Below are 16,987 nucleotides of genomic sequence, written 5' to 3'. Positions count from 1 at the left end.
TTGAGCCAATGTGTATTCATAGAGCTTTTTGAGCGAACTGACTATAGTACAGATCTGCATAAAAGCCGTGCTGTTCCAACAGCTGTTCATGTGTTCCTTGTTCGATAACAGAGCCATGATTCATAACAAGAATGAGATCAGCATCACGAATGGTGGAAAGACGATGGGCAATGACGAAGCTTGTGCGACCCTCCATCAGGTTATTCATTGCCTTTTGGATGGAAACTTCCGTGCGTGTATCTACGCTGCTCGTTGCTTCATCAAGAATCAAAATGGTTGGATCCGCAAGTATGGCGCGAGCAATGGTCAGAAGCTGCTTTTGCCCATGTGAAAGATTGGATGCTTCTTCATTCAGTCTGGTATCGTAACCTTCCGGCAAGGTTCGAATGAAATGATCGGCATAGGCCGCGCGAGCCGCACTAACAATCTCGTCTTCTGTGGCACCATCACGTCCGTAAGCGATATTTTCGCGAATTGTTCCGTTGAACAGCCATGTATCTTGCAGAACCATACCGAACAGTCCGCGAAGATGACTGCGTGACATTTCGCGTGTGTCTACCTCATCAATGGAAATCGTTCCACCCTTTAATTCGTAGAAACGCATCAGTAGATTGACAATCGTAGTTTTACCCGCCCCTGTAGGGCCAACAATGGCAACCGTTTGTCCTGGCTCTACATGGATATTCATATCTTGAATTAATGAGGTATCCTCTTTGTAAGCAAAGGTAACCTGTTTAAATTGAACATGACCTTGGACATTCTTGGCTGTTTTTACATGGGTGATTTCTTGTACTTCCTCAGTCTCATCTAATAACTCGAAGATACGTTCCGCGGCGGCGATTGTGGATTGAATCACGTTGGCTATATTAGCCACTTGTGCGATGGGCATCCCAAATTGTCCTGAATACTGAATAAACGCAAGAATATCTCCGATTTTAATAGCCCCATTTGTTACCATGATGCCACCAATCACACTGACCAATACATAGCCGATATTCCCAATAAAGGACATAAGGGGGAATATCATCCCCGAGATAAACTGTGCACGCCAGCCTGAATGATACAAGCGTTCATTAATTACATTGAATTGCTCAACAGATTTCTGCTCACGGCCAAAAGCTTTGACTATGGTATGCCCCGTATACATTTCTTCCACGTGACCATTCAGTTCACCGAGTGTCTTCTGTTGTCCTTTAAAATACTTCTGAGACCGTGATGCAATCATCTTCGTTCCCAAAATGCTTAGCGGTAAGGTTACGATCGTGGCTAAAGTCAACAAAGGACTAATGGTTAGCATCATAATAATGATCCCGACTAGGGTCACAACTGAAGTAATCAACTGCGTCAAGCTTTGCTGCATGGTAGAACTAATCGTATCTACGTCGTTAGTAGCTCGGCTCATCGTGTCCCCATGACTGCGAGAGTCGAATAAGGAGAGAGGTACTCGGGTTAGCTTTTCACTAATATCTCTACGAAGATTAAATACTATTTTTTGTGTGACACCGACCATAATCCACTGCTGGATGAAGGTTAGTATGGCGCTAAGGATGTAGAGGGCTGCAAGAATAATGATGATTTGGAAAATGGCATCGAAGTCAATTTTGGCGCCGGCAACACCTTTGAACTTCGCGACAGAGCCTTCATACAATATGGTTGTTGCGTTACCCATGAGTTTGGGACTAATAATACTGAAGAGTGTGCTGAGAACAGCCGCGATAAAAACAAATAGGATAGATACACGGAAAGGACTCATATACCTGGACAACCGTCGTATAGTTCCCTTGAAATCCTTAGCCTTTTGGACCGGCATTCCCATGCCACCCATGCCGCCTCGGCCAAAGTGACCGGGATTTACCCCCGCTTGAGAAGGAGCTTTCTCTTTTGGTTTCACGCTCATGCAATTTCCTCCTCTGACAGCTGAGAAGCAACAATTTCTTGATACACAGCACATGTTTTCATCAGATCTGAATGGGTGCCGATCCCTGCAATTTGTCCTTCTTCCAGTACGATAATCCGGTTTGCGTCCATAATGGTACTGACACGTTGGGCGACAATGATCATCGTTGCTTGTTCGGTTTCAGTTTTGAGAGCTGAACGAAGTTTAGCATCTGTTTTGAAATCAAGGGCTGAGAAGCTATCATCAAATACATAGATATTCGGTTTACGAACAAGTGCACGAGCAATGGCAAGCCGCTGCTTCTGGCCACCGGATAAATTCGTTCCGCCTTGGGCGAGAACAGCTTGATAGCCTTCATTCATTTCAGCGATGAAATCGGCTGCTTGCGCAGTGGTTGCAGCATGCTGAATCTCCTCATCCGTTGCCATCTCACGTCCAAAACGAATGTTATCCGCAACTGTTCCTGAGAAAAGTGCCGCTTTTTGTGGGACATAACCGATTTGCTGTCTTAGACTTTCTAACTTCAAAGCAGGCAGGGGATGACCATCTAAGAGGATAGAGCCGGACTCTACATCATAGAAGCGCAGCAGTAAATGAATGAGGGTCGTCTTTCCCGATCCTGTTCCTCCTATAATTGCTGTTACCTCACCAGGCTCAGCACGGAAGGATAGATCACGGATTGCTGGTTGTTCAGCCCCGGGATAACTAAAGGATACATGCTTAAATTCAACTGCAGCTTGATTGGTATCAAGAGATTTCGCCGTTTCAGCGCTATGTATGCTAGATTGATGGGCTAAAACTTCATTAATACGGACAGAAGAAGCTGATGCACGTGGAATCATCATGAAAATCATCGTCATCATGAACATAGAAAACATAATCTGCATGGCATATTGGATGAAGGCCATTAAGTCACCAATCTGCATTTGATTGGCATCAATACGAACTCCGCCGTACCAAAGAATGACGACAACTCCAAGATTAAATACAAGCATCATGATGGGCATCATCGTAGCCATGATCACATTTACTTTTATGGCTGTTTTCGTATAATCCAAGTTCGCTTTTTCGAATTTACGTTTTTCATGATCGGAACGGTTAAAGGCGCGAATGACGCGGATGCCGGTTAAATTTTCACGCAGCACGAGATTAATGCCATCGATTTTGAGCTGTAATGCTTTGAATAAGGGAAGTCCTTTACGCATGATTCCCACAATAGCTAGTGCAAGAATCGGGATGATGGAGATTAATACAATGGCGAGATGGGCGTCCTTATAAGTGGCCATGATGACTCCGCCGACTAGCATTGTAGGTGCGCCGATGAACATGCGCATCATGACAATCACTTGCTGAACTTGTGCGATGTCATTCGTGGTTCTGGTAATGAGGGAGGAAGTACCGAGTTTATCAAATTCGTGCAAGGAAAAGCTTTCTACATGGGTAAAAAGTGTTCGTCGTAAATCCCTGCCGAATCCTGTCGCCGTTCGTGCCAACAAGTAGCTTGCGATGATAACACAAAGCATCGCGCCCATCGCTACTAAAAGCATGTAAGCGCCAAACCGGAGAATATAAGGAATATCTCCTTTCACAACCCCGACATCGACAATGTCAGCGAGCAGTGTGGGCAGGTACAACTGCGCCAGTGATTGCAAGAGCATCAAAGTAATAATCGCAACCACAGAAGCTTTGTACGGTTTCAGAAGCCGAAACAATTTGAACATAGGTTCCTCCTTAGCGTTTTTCCCTAGTAAAACGGGCATCTTAAGCCTTACTGAGTTTTCGTTAGAAAACAGGCGAAGCTCGTGTTTTTACCACATAAGAAAGTATAAGTTTTTGGTTTCCGAAAACCGCTTTCTTATTGATGATAAAGCCTCATATAGGGATCTTTGGTCGTAGACCAAAGTCTCTCCGCGTTAAACGCGATCGCTCATCTATGAATGGCCTAGATAGAGGTTTTCTCATATGTAAATTATAACACATGGCTGAGCGCTAGCTCAAAGCAAGTTCTTGAAATAGATATTGACTTATCGTGTCGAAAGTGGGATAATTCTTTTAATTAAATATGTACCTTTAAAAACAGTCCAGAGAGACTGGCAAGGTAGTCGATGAGAAAAGACGGGATATACTGAGTCGCGGATTCAGTGTATGACTAAGCTTAGGGATGTGCGCATCCTTATGCCCCGCTCTGTATCTTTATGCACTCGTAACTCCTTGCCAACAAATGGCAAGGAGTTTTTTGGTTTTGCAAAAGGAAAACCTGCGAATGCATACGATGCCAGTATTCCAAGGGAACTCAGCCAATGCTTACGATGTAAGTTTTCCTACGGAAAACTCAGTTAATGCTTACGATGTCAGTTTTGCTAAAGCAAAACTCTCAGGAGGCGAAAAAGATGAATGAAACGGCCGAACACACGATTATTGATGAAATGGGAATTCGCAGGGCGCTAACACGGATTGCGCATGAGATACTGGAAAAGAATAAAGGGGTAGAGAATTGTACCTTGATTGGGATTCGGACCCGCGGTATTTACTTGGCCAGTCGAGTAGCAGATCGAATTCTTGAAATTGAAGGTGTGCCGATTCCTGTCGGTGAGATTGATATCACTTCTTATCGTGATGATCGCGTTAAGGTGAAATCAGTGGAAAATGTCCAGGAAGGCGGCAAGATCCAAATTCAAGACCGCAAAATCATCCTGTTCGATGATGTGCTTTACACCGGAAGAACAGTGAGGGCAGCCATGGATGCATTGATCGATCTGGGCAGACCACAAATGATTCAACTTGCCGTACTAGTGGACAGGGGGCATCGTGAATTGCCCATTCGCCCTGATTATGTAGGAAAGAACGTACCTACCTCCAAAAGTGAAAGTATTGAAGTGCTGCTTACGGAAATCGATGATAAAGACGGCGTCATGATACTTCAACAGAGGGGGAAACAGGAGTGAGCATAGTGAGTACACAAACCAAGCATTTTCTAGGATTGAAAGGCGTAAGCGCAGGGGAGATAACGAGCATACTCGATCGTGCTGCCTACTGGGAACAATCTTCTTCGAAAGTGACGAATCAATTTCAAGGCAAATTCGTTTCCAACTTGTTTTTTGAAAATAGTACAAGAACTCGGTTCTCCTTTGAACTGGCGCAAAAGCGGCTCGGAGCTGATGTACTGAATTTCTCCGCTGCTGAATCCAGTGTACAAAAAGGGGAGTCCATCTACGATACAGTCCGTACACTCGAGTCCATGGGCATTGATGCCGGAGTCATCCGATTAAAGCCGAATGGTGTCCTGCAAGAGCTGGCTGAGAAAATCAAAATCCCGCTCATTAACGCGGGGGACGGCAATAACGAGCATCCAACGCAGGCCCTGCTCGATTTCTACACAATGCGCAAACAGTTCGGCGCCATCAAAGGCTTGACGGTCTCCATTATCGGAGACATCTTGCACAGCCGCGTCGCTCGCTCCAACCTATGGGGCCTCATCGCCTTGGGAGCTAAAGTTCAGTTCTGCGCACCGGAAAGCATGCAAGCACCGGAGCTGGCTGAGTTCGCACCGTATGTGTCCTTCGAGGAAGCACTGAAAGCTGACGTAGTTATGATGCTGCGTGTGCAGCTTGAACGGCACGACAAAGGAATCATCCGCTCAGCAGAGGAATATCGCGAGCAATACGGGTTAACTGCAGAGCGTGCAAGCCGCATGGCTCCTCACGCAATCATCATGCATCCTGCTCCGGTCAATCGAAATGTAGAGCTTGATGATGAGCTGGTAGAACACGAGAAATCCAAAATTTTCACACAAATTGCTCATGGTGTTCCGATTCGTATGGCGGTCATCGAACGAGCTTTATCATAAAACAGGGGGACAATATCACAATGGGTATCTGGATCTTAAACGGACTTACCGTCGATGTAAATAATGTACAAGCGAAGAAACACATTTTGGTAGAGAACGATAAAATTGCAAAGGTTATAGATGCAGTAGAAGGTTCGGCTCCACAAACCGAAGGCCATGAAGTCATTGATGCCTCAGGTAAACTGGTGACTCCAGGATTCATCGATATGCATGTCCACCTGAGAGAGCCTGGCTTTGAACATAAAGAAAATATCGCGACCGGAACACGTTCCGCTGCAAGAGGCGGCTTCACAACCATCGCTTGCATGCCCAACACAAGGCCTGTGATCGATACTGTTGAGACGGTGAACTACATATTGGATAAAGCAGCGACGGAAGGTGTCGTCCGTGTTCTCCCATATGGCACGATTACGAAGAACGAGCTCGGCCGCGAGTTGACCGATTTCGCTGCGCTGAAAGAAGCGGGCGTCATCGGCTACACCGATGATGGCGTCGGCGTGCAAAGCGCGCAAATGATGAAAGATGCAATGGCCTTGGCTGCATCCATCGGTATGCCAATCATCGCTCATTGCGAGGATGACACGCTTGTGGTTGGCGCGCCGGTGAGCGAAGGTGCGTTCGCGAAGAAGCACGGACTGAAGGGAATCCCGAACGAGTCCGAGGCGATTCATGTGGGTCGCGACGTGCTGCTAGCTGAAGCGACGGGTGTTCACTACCACGTGTGCCACGTAAGCACCGAGCAGTCGGTTCGTCTGATCCGACATGCGAAGCAGTTCGGCATTAAAGTAACTGCCGAGGTATGTCCGCATCACCTCGTGCTCTCGGATGAAGACATTCCAGGGCTCGATGCCAACTGGAAGATGAACCCGCCGCTGCGCACACCGCGCGATGTGCAGGCTGTCATTGAAGGTTTGGAAGACGGAACGATAGACATTATCGTAACAGATCACGCGCCGCACACCGAAGAAGAGAAAGAGAAGGGCATGATGCTCGCTCCATTCGGCATACTCGGCTTCGAAACTGCGTTCTCTCTGCTGTACACGAAATTTGTGCTTACAGGTAAATGGTCATTAGGCTTCCTCGTAGATCGAATGACGAAAAAACCTGCCGACGTATTCGGTCTTCCATACGGAACTTTGGAAGTAGGCAGCGCAGCTGATATCACAATCGTGGATTTGGAAACAGAGCGCGAAGTTCTCAAAGAAGAAATCGTTTCACGCAGCAAAAACACGCCGTTCATCGGCTGGAAGCTGCAAGGCTGGCCAGTTGTTACAATCGCTTCCGGTAAAGTCGTTTGGTCATAAATTGTTCTTAAATCGTGTTTAAATCAAGCTAAAATCCGCAATAAGATCTGTACGTAGATCGATAAATCGTGTATATTTATACAGAATGATTGCTTTTTATGCAAGTCTTATGCAATAAAATGGAAGTTGTAGGCATGACATCTGCGGTTCGTGAGAATCGTTTGACAATAGCGAAGGAGTTGAAAGAACATGCAGGCAAGATTGTTGCTGGAAGACGGCACTCTTTTTACAGGAAAATCGTTCGGTAGTGAAGGTGAATCCGTCGGCGAGGTTGTATTCAATACAGGAATTACAGGTTATCAGGAGGTGCTTTCCGATCCTTCCTACTGCGGTCAAATCGTGACCATGACGTATCCTTTGGTGGGGAACTACGGTGTGATTCGGGATGATTTTGAATCCGTACGTCCTTTCATTCATGGCTTTGTCGTTCGTGAGCATGAAGAGATTCCTAGTAACTGGAGAGCGCAATATACGCTGGGTAGCCTGCTGAAAGAATACGGCATCGTTGGGATCAGCGGCATCGATACGCGCATGTTAACACGTAAAATCCGTCATCACGGCGTTATGAAAAGCCTTTTGACAACATCCAATAAATCCATTGCTGAGCTTACTGAGATCCTAAGAGGAACGCAACTTATGACGGATCAAGTCGCTCGTGTATCCACAAAAAGTGTATACGGCGCACCTGGACACAAAGAACGTATCGTTCTCGTAGACTTCGGAGCTAAAAGCGGAATCATCCGCGATCTAAGCAAACGTGACTGTGACGTTGTTGTTGTACCTCAAGATGCTACAGCTGAACAAATTCGTCGCCTTGCGCCAGACGGTGTACTGCTGTCTAACGGCCCTGGGGATCCGAAAGACGTACCTCACGCTGTCGAAATGATTAAAGGTTTACTCGGCGATATCCCGCTCTTCGGCATTTGCTTGGGTCATCAGCTGTTCGCACTGGCTTGCGGCGCTGACACTGATAAACTGAAGTTCGGTCACCGCGGCGGTAACCATCCGGTTAAAGATCTCGTATCTGGACGCTGTTACATTACATCGCAAAACCATGGTTACACAGTTAAGGAAGAGTCCGTACAAGGAACCGACCTTGAAGTGACGCACATCAACAATAATGATCGTACTATTGAAGGTTTGAAACATAAGAAATACCCTGCCTTCTCGGTTCAATATCACCCTGAGGCAGCACCGGGGCCATTTGATTCCAGCTACTTGTTCGATGATTTCGTCTCGCTGATTCGTCAGCACAAAATCGATAACCCACAGCAGCCGCGCCAAGCGCAAATGCTTGCACAGTGGAAAGCTTCCACGGCATCGACATCTGTGAAGGAGGAACTGCAATATGCCAAAAAATAATACACTCAAAAAGATTCTCGTTATCGGTTCCGGTCCTATCGTCATCGGTCAGGCAGCGGAATTTGACTATGCAGGTACGCAAGCTTGTCAAGCACTTAAAGAAGAAGGCATGGAAGTTATCCTGATCAACAGCAACCCTGCAACGATCATGACGGACACGAACATGGCGGATAAAGTATATATCGAACCGATTACTCTTGAGTTTGTAACGCAAATCATTCGTCAAGAACGTCCGGATGGATTGCTTCCAACACTAGGTGGTCAAACTGGTCTGAACATGGCTGTTGAACTAGCTCGTGCGGGTGTTCTAGAAAGCGAGAACGTGAAGCTTCTGGGAACACAGCTTACGGCGATTGAGAAAGCAGAGGATCGTGACCTTTTCAGAGACTTGATGAGAGAATTAGAGCAGCCTGTACCAGATAGCGTTATCGTAACGACGGTTGCTCAAGCGGTAGATTTTGCTAACGAAATCGGCTTTCCAATCATCATTCGACCTGCCTACACATTAGGCGGAACGGGCGGCGGTATCTGTAACACGATGGAAGAGTTGACGGAAATCGTTGCTTCCGGAATTCGTTACAGCCCAATCGGTCAATGTCTAGTAGAGCGCAGTATTGCGGGAATGAAAGAAGTCGAGTATGAAGTCATGCGTGACGCGAACGATAACTGCATCGTGGTATGTAACATGGAGAATTTTGATCCAGTAGGTGTACATACCGGAGATAGTATCGTTGTAGCACCAAGCCAAACTTTGTCGGACCGCGAGTATCAAATGCTGCGTTCGGCTTCGCTGAAAATCATTCGCGCCTTGAACATCGAAGGTGGCTGTAACGTACAGTACGCGCTTGATCCGCACAGCTTCCAATACTATGTAATCGAAGTTAACCCGCGTGTAAGCCGTTCCTCAGCGCTTGCATCCAAAGCAACTGGCTATCCGATTGCGAAGATGGCTGCTAAAATTGCGATTGGCTACACGCTCGATGAGCTAGTCAATCCAGTAACAGGCCAAACTTATGCTTGCTTCGAGCCAGCTTTGGATTACATCGTTTCCAAAATTCCACGTTGGCCGTTCGATAAATTTACAGCGGCAAACCGGAAGCTGGGTACGCAAATGAAAGCGACTGGCGAAGTTATGGCGATTGGCCGTACATTCGAAGAGTCCATTCATAAAGCAGTTCGTTCCCTAGAGATCGGCGTACACCGCTTGTTCCTAAAAGAGACGGATCTTATCGATCAAGAAACACTCGAGTACCGCCTGCAAAAACCAGACGATGAGCGCCTGTTCTTACTCGCAGAAGCGTATCGCAGAGGTTACACCGTGGAACAATTGCAGAATTTGACGAAGATTGACTGGTGGTTCTTGAACAAACTGGACGGTCTGATTAAATACGAGAAAGAGATTGCAGCTAGCGAACTTACAAACGAGCTGCTATTCGAAACGAAGCGCAAAGGCTTTACAGACCGTGCGATTGCTGAGATTCGTACTTTGGCTGGTTGTTCGACATTCACCAAAGAAGCTGAAGTCAGAACGCACCGTTTGAAGCAAAATATCAAGCCGGTTTACAAAATGGTAGATACTTGCGCAGCAGAATTCGAAGCTTCAACGCCATACTACTATTCAACTTATGAGCAAGAAGATGAAGTTACGGAAACAACAAAAGAAAAAGTGGTCGTATTGGGCTCCGGTCCGATTCGTATCGGTCAAGGGATTGAGTTCGATTACTCCACGGTTCATGCGGTTTGGGCGATCCAGGCGGCAGGTTACGAAGCGGTTATCATCAACAACAACCCAGAGACCGTATCAACAGACTTCAATACGTCCGATCGCTTGTACTTCGAGCCTCTGTTCTTTGAAGATGTGATGAACGTGATCGAACGCGAAAACCCAATCGGGGTTATCGTTCAATTCGGTGGTCAAACAGCGATTAACTTGGCTGCACCTTTACACAAAGCGGGCGTACGCATTCTCGGTTCCGATCTGGAAAGTATCGATACAGCGGAAGATCGCAAGAAATTCGAAGCCTTACTTAGCAAGCTCTCGATTGCTCAACCACCAGGCGGCACCGTTACATCGGTTGACCAAGCTGTGGGTACAGCAGCGAAATTCGGGTATCCGGTTATCGTTCGCCCCTCCTACGTCCTAGGTGGACGCGCAATGGAAATCGTTTACTCCGATGAAGAATTGCTGAGCTACATGGAATATGCCGTGAAAATCAACCCTGAGCATCCGGTCCTGATCGACCGCTACATGCTTGGTAAAGAGGTAGAGGTTGATGCCATCTGCGACAGAGAAACGGTTCTAATCCCAGGAATTATGGAACATGTTGAACGCGCAGGGGTTCACTCCGGTGACTCTATCGCGGTTTATCCGCCGCAATCCATCTCAGATGAGATTAAACAACAAATTATCGACATTACGACGAAAATCGGCCTTGAGCTGAACGTAGTTGGTCTGGTCAACATCCAGTTCGTTATTCATAACGATCAAGTATATGTGATCGAGGTCAACCCGCGTTCTTCCAGAACCGTGCCTTTCTTGAGCAAAGTAACGAACATCCCGATGGCCAACGTGGCTACACGCGTCATTATGGGACAAAAGCTGGCTGATATGGGCTACCAAGGCGGCTTATGGCCGGAAGACAAGTACGTGTCAGTTAAAGTGCCAGTGTTCTCCTTCGCGAAGCTGCGCCGTGTAGATACGACGCTCGGACCTGAGATGAAATCGACGGGCGAGGTAATGGGGCGCGATATCAATTTTGCCAAAGCTCTCTATAAAGGCTTAATTGGAGCGGGGATGAAAATTCCTGCAGCAGGATCTGTCGTAGTAACGGTTGCTGACAAAGATAAAGAAGAAGCGATTGAAATCTTAAAGGGCTTCTATCGACTTGGATATAAAATCATTGCAACAGGCGGAACGGCAGCAGCGATCGAACAAGCTGGTCTTCCGGTAACGACTGTGAATAAGCTGAGCGAGGGTTCACCTAACATTCTGGATCTTATCCGCAGCGGTGAAGCACAATTCGTCGTGAACACACTGACCAAAGGTAAAGAGCCAGAGCGTGACGGCTTCCGCATTCGTCGTGAAGCAGTAGAGAACGGTGTGGTTTGTATGACATCACTTGATACAGTAAGAGCGCTTGTTAATATGCTTGAAGCGATCAACTTCTCCTCACGTGCAATGCCAATTCATGTCTAAGACTATGCTTACGAAGTCAGTTTTGCTAAAGCAAAACTCTAAGGAGAGTGACGAACTTGAGTACACTAACTCGTACAGATGTTACTGGACGCATTATGGTCGCTTTGGATTATGCGAACGCAGAAGGTGCTGAAGGGCTGCTAAAGCAGCTCGAAGGCATCCCTTGCTACGTGAAGGTAGGCATGCAGCTGTTCTATGCTGCGGGTCCTGGCTTCGTCGCGAGTCTGAAGGATCGCGGCTACAAGGTGTTCCTCGATGTGAAGATGCATGACATTCCGAACACGGTCAAAGGCGGCGCGGAAAGCGTGACGCGCCTTGGGGTGGACGTGTTCAATGTCCATGCTGCCGGAGGCAAGCAAATGATGGAAGCCGCCTTGGAGGGTGTTGACAAGGGGCTAGCTGCAGGTGGTTCGCGCCCGATCGTTATTGGCGTGACGCAATTAACCAGCACTAGTGTACAGGTGCTGAATGACGAGATCGGCCTGACCGGTACGGTTGAGCAGGCCGTCATTCGTTATGCCCGCTTGGCGCATGCTGCGGGGCTTCAGGGGGTCGTCGCGTCACCGCTTGAGGTGACCGCGATTAAGGCAGCATGCGGTGACGGGTTCGTCACCGTGACGCCAGGCATTCGCCCTGCGGGAGCCGACGTGGGCGACCAATCGCGCATCATGACACCAGTTGAGGCGTTCGCGCAGGGGACGGATTATGTCGTGATCGGCCGACCGATCACAGGCGCAGCGGATCCAAGAGCAGCAATTGAAGCGATTATCGATTCAATTGTTTAGCATGCTTGGTCTAACAACGGAAGGAACGGTGGTAGGAATATGAGTCAACTCGAAACAATCGCGCAGCATATTGCAGCGTCATTATTAGATATAGAAGCGGTGGCACTTCGACCGCAGCAGCCTTTTACATGGACTTCTGGCCTGAAGTCGCCAATCTATTGTGACAATCGTCTGACGATGTCACACCCGGCTATACGTGAAGCGATCGCCGACGGCTTCGCAGCTTTGATTCAAGAGAAATTCCCGGATGCTGAGGTTGTTGCTGGTACGGCAACAGCGGGCATTCCTCATGCCGCTTGGGTTGCTCAGAAGCTAGGTCTCCCGATGATCTACATTCGTGATAAAGCCAAAGGACATGGCAAGGAAAACTTGATTGAAGGTACTGTGAAACCAGGTCAAAAGGTGATCGTGATTGAGGATCTGATCTCTACGGGTGGCAGTTCTTTGAAAGCAGCTATTGCTGTCAAAGAAGCTGGCGCTGTAGCGTTGGGTGTGCTCGCGATTTTCTCCTATCAGCTAGATAAAGCTACCGATGCATTCCAAGCTGCTGATATGCCGCTGTACACACTTTCCAACTACTCTACACTGCTTGAAGTGGCTCTGGAGAAGGGGGAAATCAAACAAGAGGACATGGAATTGCTTCGTTCTTGGAGATTGAATCCTGCTGCGTTTGGTGTGTAGGTCTGTATTTGCTCAATTGCGAGGATTGACGAATTATGTAAGTATATCCTATACTGGATAAGTGATAGGTACTGCCTAACATCTGCGAAATGGCAAATGACGCGAAAGCGACAGACGCAAAGCTATAGGGGCTACTCGGTTACACCGTATGCTTGCCAGCTACCGAACGATGAGAGGAGGAGTGCTCGTGAATATCAATAGTGTTCTAACTGCGATTAGTGGTGGAGATGCTTTGAAGCAAGCCGTTGGCCTTCAGCTTTTAAGCAAAGTAAGTGATATGCAAGCAGCTTCATCTAGTACTTTAGTACAGGATTTTGCTAAATCCCAACAGCTGGTTACCGCTTCAGCGACACCGCATTTGGGTGGCAATCTCGATATCCGCATATAAGTTCATAACAGAAGAAGCTCTACCTTTACGAAAAGGAGAGCTTCTTTTTTCATTATTTAATTAATATGTTTTGGGTGATGTTTTTTTCTCTTCTGTGGGAGAACTTACAGTGTAGAGCGACGGGCCTAAATTAAAGTAACTTAGCATGTGAGAACTCTGATGGCTATGTTATAGAAAAGAGATCGTCAATTCATTCGACCAATCTTACTCTACATTGAGGTCCGGATAAATTGTCATATATCCTGGATTGAGGTTGCTGGATGAATGAAGGCTTATTCGTTGTTGAAAGATGTTGCAGAGAGTGCAACAATTGCTGCCTAAATCCATCTAATCTCCCTTAGATGTTGCATAACGTACAACAATTTGGTCCTATTAAGGCAGTTTCGTAACAAATGGGTTCGAAATGAGGTACAACTATAATTTTGCCAAATAGCCTTTAGGCGTGTAACCAGTATAGCCCATCTAACTTCACAAAGCTGCTGATCGACTCTAAAGGACGAAGTATCCGTTTTTCTTTCTGGAGGAGGTTAACCTTCTGTCAGTTGTCGAATGAATGTTTGCAAAGGCTGGGACATCCACTTTTTGGGGTGCAGCAGCAGTTGAAGGTCCAATTTCAAGTCTGAATGTGAAAAAGGAAGATGGGCAAGTTTTCCTTGTTCCAGTTCGTTCTGTACAGCAATTTGGGGCAGCAGGGCAATACCGAGCCCATTCATGACGCAGTGTTTTATGGTTTCTAAATTACCGAGTTCAAATCCAATTTGAAGCGGGACAGCATGATCTTTTAGTAACTTTTCAAACATACCTCGATAGATGCAGCCCTCTTCTGTAACGATAAATTCGGCTTGCTGAAAATCAGTTAGCTGTATTTGTGTTCGTTTCGTTAGCGGATGCTCAAGCGGTGCCACCAAAACTAAAGGTTCTTCCCTGACCTTTGTACAAGCAAGTGTGGTATCTGCAGGATAACGATCTAGTAGGAGTCCAATGTCATAGTCCCCATCTCTTACTTTGGTAATAAGGGAAGCTTCACTATCAGGGAAGAGCTGGATATTCAGTCCAGGAAATTGTTGTTTCAGCACATGTAAATAGGGTGGTAAATAGTAAGCAGCGAGTGAGTTAATCGTACCTATCGTCAGTGTTCCACTGACTTCGCTTGTTATCATTTCTTTGGATTGATCATAGAGGTCAAGCATTTGCAAGACTAGCTTTAGCAAGCTTTCACCGGGTGCAGTTAACCGAAGCTGACGCCCGTATCTTTCGAAAAGAGGGACCCCATATTCTCGTTCCAACTTTTGTATTTGCATCGTAATACTCGATTGCGCATAGCCCAATTCTTCAGCAGCTCGTGTAAAACTCTTTCTCCGTGCAACCTCCCGAAAGGTTCGGAAATAGGTTAAATCCATGGGAACCCCTCGCTTTATTATCAAAATTTTTGATGAGTCTTATCATTTATTATAGCTAACTGTGATCCAATGATCCATGCTAAAGTGAATATACAAATGAATGAGGACTGGGAGATGATTGGAATGTTAAGAGAGAAAGACTTACATGGGATCTATGTTCCCATTATTACGCCGTTTGATGAGGAACACGAGGTGGATGCATCCTCTTTTTATAATCTTGCTTATAATTTATTTCAAGATGAGGTAGACGGACTGGTCGTCAATGGGACAACAGGGGAATCGCCGACGATTACGAATGAGGAGATGTCGATCTTATTCGATACGGCACAAGCAGCTCGCGAGGCTGCGCAAGTAGACGCTTCACTCATACTTGGTACAGGAACGAATGATACGTTGTCCACGGTGAAAAAGACGGAGGCTGCTGGGAAATTAGGGGCTGACGCCGTTTTAGTCGTCGTGCCTTACTACAATAGGCCGAGTCAGCAAGGGATCATTGAACATTTTCGCCGGGCAGCCAGCGTTGGTGTGCCTGTCATTTTATATGAAATACCGCATCGCACAGGAGTGACGTTGGAACTTGATACCGTGCGTACGATACTTGAACTCGATGGTGTCATAGGTATGAAAGACTGTACGCCTAACACCCGATTGGTGTCTGAGCTTACTCGTTTAGGCTCCAAGCCCGTCTTGTGTGGGGAGGATTCACTGCTTTTTGAGGCACTTAGCTCCGGTGCTAAAGGGGTTATGAGCGCGTCAGCGAACGTAATGACTGAGCGGTTTGTATCGTTTTATCAGCATTTTGAAGCGGGACAACACGAGATGAGCAAAAAGCTATTCGATGAGTTGCTGCCACTCATTCGATTACTTTTCGAAGAGCCAAATCCAGCACCTCTCAAATGGCTGCTTGAGCAGCAAGGTATCATTGAATCCGGAACACTTCGGTTGCCGCTGCTTTCTGTGACAGAAGGCTTGCAGAAGAAGTTAGCTGCTTATTTACAAAAATGAGAGGAAGAGAGTTATGAATCGTAATAGGGTATTTACAGGTTCACCTTGGGAACCGGTTGTAGGCTATTGTCGGGCGATTCGGGTGGGGGACCGGATCGAAGTTGCTGGCACAACAGCAATGAGGGATGGAGAGGTAGTTGGCATCGGTAATCCGTATGAACAAACGCGGTTCGTCCTCCAGACGATTGAGCAGGCGCTGCAAGAACTCGGTGGGCAAATGTCAGATGTGATTCGAACACGTATGTATGTGACGGATATTTCGCTATGGCAGGAGTTCGGCAGGGCACATGGGGAGTTTTTCCGTGACGTGCAGCCCGTGGCAACGATGGTTGAAGTGAAGGCTTTAATTGATCCTTTGTTGTTGATAGAGATTGAGGTTGAAGCTCAGATGGTAGACGAATTGAGTGGCTTGTAGTAAGGCTTATTAGTACAAATAAGCGCGGAAAACGCGCTTTACCTGGAGCGCTCGAACAAATAAGGGGTAAGCTTTGCTTACCCCTTACCCAAAACATATAAATTCTATTAAAAAAAGCGCTTGTCCCCTTAGAAGGCGATTTGAAATCGCGGGCATAAGGGGAAAGCGCTCTTTGTTTATTTTTTATCCTACACGTTTACCAAGAATGATGAGGTCGCGTTCGATTCCGTCAAGTTCAGCAACGCCGGGCAGATGGGCCCAATTGGCGAAGCCGAATTTACGGAAAAGGTGGAGGCTGGGATCATTATGACCGAAAATGAAGCCGAGCAGTGTCTTCAGTCCCAGCTTTGGACTAGCCTCTATTGCGTGCTCCATCAGGTAACGACCAATGCCTTGGCCGCGAAAAGCTTCATCGACATAAATGCTGACTTCTGCTGTTGCGTTATAGGCGGGGCGGCCATAAAAGGACTGAAAGCTGAGCCATCCACAAATACCGCTGCCGTTTTCCAATACCCATAAAGGGCGGAAATCCGCTGAGTGCTCATGAAACCAGCCTTCGCGACTCGCAGTGGTCACGGGTTCTGTATCAGCCGTAACCATGCGTCCTTCAATGGTAGAATTATAAATTCGTACAATTTCTGCTAAGTCTTCCAAGCTGGCATTGCGGATCGTTAGGTGATTCGTACTCATGTTAAGGATCTTTCCTT

Annotated in this window: 15 protein-coding genes and 1 riboswitch; of the genes, 11 read left to right on the top strand and 4 right to left on the bottom strand. The window is 46.9% G+C overall.

Annotated elements, in window-relative coordinates:
• Positions 1-16: 16 nt before the first annotated feature.
• Both ASD40_RS09295 and ASD40_RS09290 read right to left on the bottom strand, forming a co-directional pair.
• A complete protein-coding gene (locus ASD40_RS09295; protein WP_057303030.1) occupies positions 17-1,897 on the bottom strand; it encodes an ABC transporter ATP-binding protein in 1,881 nt (626 codons plus the stop codon).
• Complete coding sequence (locus ASD40_RS09290) at positions 1,894-3,618, bottom strand: ABC transporter ATP-binding protein (RefSeq protein WP_057303029.1); 1,725 nt, start codon at positions 3,616-3,618, stop codon at positions 1,894-1,896. Before ASD40_RS09290 ends, ASD40_RS09295 begins: the two co-directional genes overlap by 4 nt.
• Before the next feature lie 521 nt (positions 3,619-4,139).
• Here ASD40_RS09290 and ASD40_RS37130 point away from each other — a divergent pair.
• The 9 genes from ASD40_RS37130 (at position 4,140) to ASD40_RS09250 (ending at position 13,460) form a co-directional block, all read left to right on the top strand.
• Entirely contained in the window at positions 4,140-4,295 is a 156-nt protein-coding gene (locus ASD40_RS37130; RefSeq protein ID WP_156389949.1) for a hypothetical protein, read from the top strand.
• Positions 4,288-4,842, top strand: coding sequence for a bifunctional pyr operon transcriptional regulator/uracil phosphoribosyltransferase PyrR (gene pyrR / locus ASD40_RS09285; RefSeq protein WP_057303028.1), 555 nt, complete (start codon positions 4,288-4,290; stop codon positions 4,840-4,842). Before ASD40_RS37130 ends, pyrR begins: the two co-directional genes overlap by 8 nt.
• The gene (locus ASD40_RS09280; protein ID WP_057303027.1) at positions 4,839-5,744 is read left to right on the top strand and encodes an aspartate carbamoyltransferase catalytic subunit; all 906 of its coding nucleotides are present in this window, start codon (positions 4,839-4,841) and stop codon (positions 5,742-5,744) included. Before pyrR ends, ASD40_RS09280 begins: the two co-directional genes overlap by 4 nt.
• Positions 5,745-5,764: 20 nt before the next feature.
• Positions 5,765-7,048 (top strand): dihydroorotase, encoded by a 1,284-nt coding sequence (locus ASD40_RS09275; protein WP_057303026.1) that lies wholly within the window; start codon positions 5,765-5,767, stop codon positions 7,046-7,048.
• Positions 7,049-7,237: 189 nt separating this feature from the next.
• Positions 7,238-8,410, top strand: coding sequence for a glutamine-hydrolyzing carbamoyl-phosphate synthase small subunit (gene carA, locus ASD40_RS09270; protein ID WP_057303025.1), 1,173 nt, complete (start codon positions 7,238-7,240; stop codon positions 8,408-8,410).
• Positions 8,397-11,606, top strand: a complete 3,210-nt coding sequence (gene carB / locus ASD40_RS09265; protein WP_057303024.1) for a carbamoyl-phosphate synthase large subunit — start codon at positions 8,397-8,399, stop codon at positions 11,604-11,606. Before carA ends, carB begins: the two co-directional genes overlap by 14 nt.
• Before the next feature lie 95 nt (positions 11,607-11,701).
• Complete coding sequence (pyrF, locus tag ASD40_RS09260) at positions 11,702-12,391, top strand: orotidine-5'-phosphate decarboxylase (RefSeq protein ID WP_057303230.1); 690 nt, start codon at positions 11,702-11,704, stop codon at positions 12,389-12,391.
• 39 nt (positions 12,392-12,430) lie between these two features.
• Positions 12,431-13,072 (top strand): orotate phosphoribosyltransferase, encoded by a 642-nt coding sequence (gene pyrE / locus ASD40_RS09255; RefSeq protein WP_057303023.1) that lies wholly within the window; start codon positions 12,431-12,433, stop codon positions 13,070-13,072.
• An 81-nt stretch (positions 13,073-13,153) separates the two neighbouring features.
• Positions 13,154-13,239, top strand: a riboswitch (cyclic di-GMP riboswitch).
• Positions 13,240-13,259: 20 nt separating this feature from the next.
• Positions 13,260-13,460 carry a putative motility protein gene (locus ASD40_RS09250; RefSeq protein WP_057303022.1) on the top strand — a complete coding sequence of 67 codons (201 nt, stop codon included), beginning with the start codon at positions 13,260-13,262 and terminating at the stop codon, positions 13,458-13,460.
• A gap of 527 nt (positions 13,461-13,987) precedes the next feature.
• Here ASD40_RS09250 and ASD40_RS09245 read toward each other — a convergent pair.
• On the bottom strand, positions 13,988-14,860 hold the full coding sequence (locus ASD40_RS09245; protein ID WP_057303021.1) for a LysR family transcriptional regulator: 873 nt from the start codon (positions 14,858-14,860) through the stop codon (positions 13,988-13,990).
• Positions 14,861-14,983: 123 nt separating this feature from the next.
• Between ASD40_RS09245 and dapA the strand changes: the two genes are divergently transcribed.
• On the top strand, positions 14,984-15,865 hold the full coding sequence (gene dapA / locus ASD40_RS09240) for a 4-hydroxy-tetrahydrodipicolinate synthase (RefSeq protein WP_057303229.1): 882 nt from the start codon (positions 14,984-14,986) through the stop codon (positions 15,863-15,865).
• Positions 15,866-15,878: 13 nt separating this feature from the next.
• On the top strand, positions 15,879-16,280 hold the full coding sequence (locus ASD40_RS09235) for a RidA family protein (protein ID WP_057303020.1): 402 nt from the start codon (positions 15,879-15,881) through the stop codon (positions 16,278-16,280).
• A 183-nt stretch (positions 16,281-16,463) separates the two neighbouring features.
• Here the strand turns inward: ASD40_RS09235 and ASD40_RS09230 are convergent, their stop codons facing one another.
• Positions 16,464-16,970: a GNAT family N-acetyltransferase gene (locus tag ASD40_RS09230; RefSeq protein WP_057303019.1), complete on the bottom strand. Its 507-nt coding sequence runs from the start codon at positions 16,968-16,970 to the stop codon at positions 16,464-16,466.
• Between the last annotated feature and the right edge of the window lie 17 nt (positions 16,971-16,987).

It is taken from the genome of Paenibacillus sp. Root444D2 (assembly GCF_001426375.1).
In the GTDB taxonomy this organism is placed as follows: domain Bacteria; phylum Bacillota; class Bacilli; order Paenibacillales; family NBRC-103111; genus Paenibacillus_E.
This window is presented reverse-complemented; position numbering and strand designations above follow the sequence as displayed.

What these genes read in the sequence shown, in the direction of transcription:
- ASD40_RS09295 (WP_057303030.1), bottom strand. Translation starts at nt 1,897, where the DNA reads ATGAGCGTGAAACCAAAAGAGAAAGCTCCTTCTCAAGCGGGGGTAAAT.
- ASD40_RS09290 (WP_057303029.1), bottom strand. Translation starts at nt 3,618, where the DNA reads ATGTTCAAATTGTTTCGGCTTCTGAAACCGTACAAAGCTTCTGTGGTT.
- pyrR (WP_057303028.1), top strand. Translation starts at nt 4,288, where the DNA reads ATGAATGAAACGGCCGAACACACGATTATTGATGAAATGGGAATTCGC.
- ASD40_RS09275 (WP_057303026.1), top strand. Translation starts at nt 5,765, where the DNA reads ATGGGTATCTGGATCTTAAACGGACTTACCGTCGATGTAAATAATGTA.
- carA (WP_057303025.1), top strand. Translation starts at nt 7,238, where the DNA reads ATGCAGGCAAGATTGTTGCTGGAAGACGGCACTCTTTTTACAGGAAAA.
- carB (WP_057303024.1), top strand. Translation starts at nt 8,397, where the DNA reads ATGCCAAAAAATAATACACTCAAAAAGATTCTCGTTATCGGTTCCGGT.
- pyrF (WP_057303230.1), top strand. Translation starts at nt 11,702, where the DNA reads ATGGTCGCTTTGGATTATGCGAACGCAGAAGGTGCTGAAGGGCTGCTA.
- pyrE (WP_057303023.1), top strand. Translation starts at nt 12,431, where the DNA reads ATGAGTCAACTCGAAACAATCGCGCAGCATATTGCAGCGTCATTATTA.
- ASD40_RS09245 (WP_057303021.1), bottom strand. Translation starts at nt 14,860, where the DNA reads ATGGATTTAACCTATTTCCGAACCTTTCGGGAGGTTGCACGGAGAAAG.
- dapA (WP_057303229.1), top strand. Translation starts at nt 14,984, where the DNA reads ATGTTAAGAGAGAAAGACTTACATGGGATCTATGTTCCCATTATTACG.
- ASD40_RS09235 (WP_057303020.1), top strand. Translation starts at nt 15,879, where the DNA reads ATGAATCGTAATAGGGTATTTACAGGTTCACCTTGGGAACCGGTTGTA.
- ASD40_RS09230 (WP_057303019.1), bottom strand. Translation starts at nt 16,970, where the DNA reads ATGAGTACGAATCACCTAACGATCCGCAATGCCAGCTTGGAAGACTTA.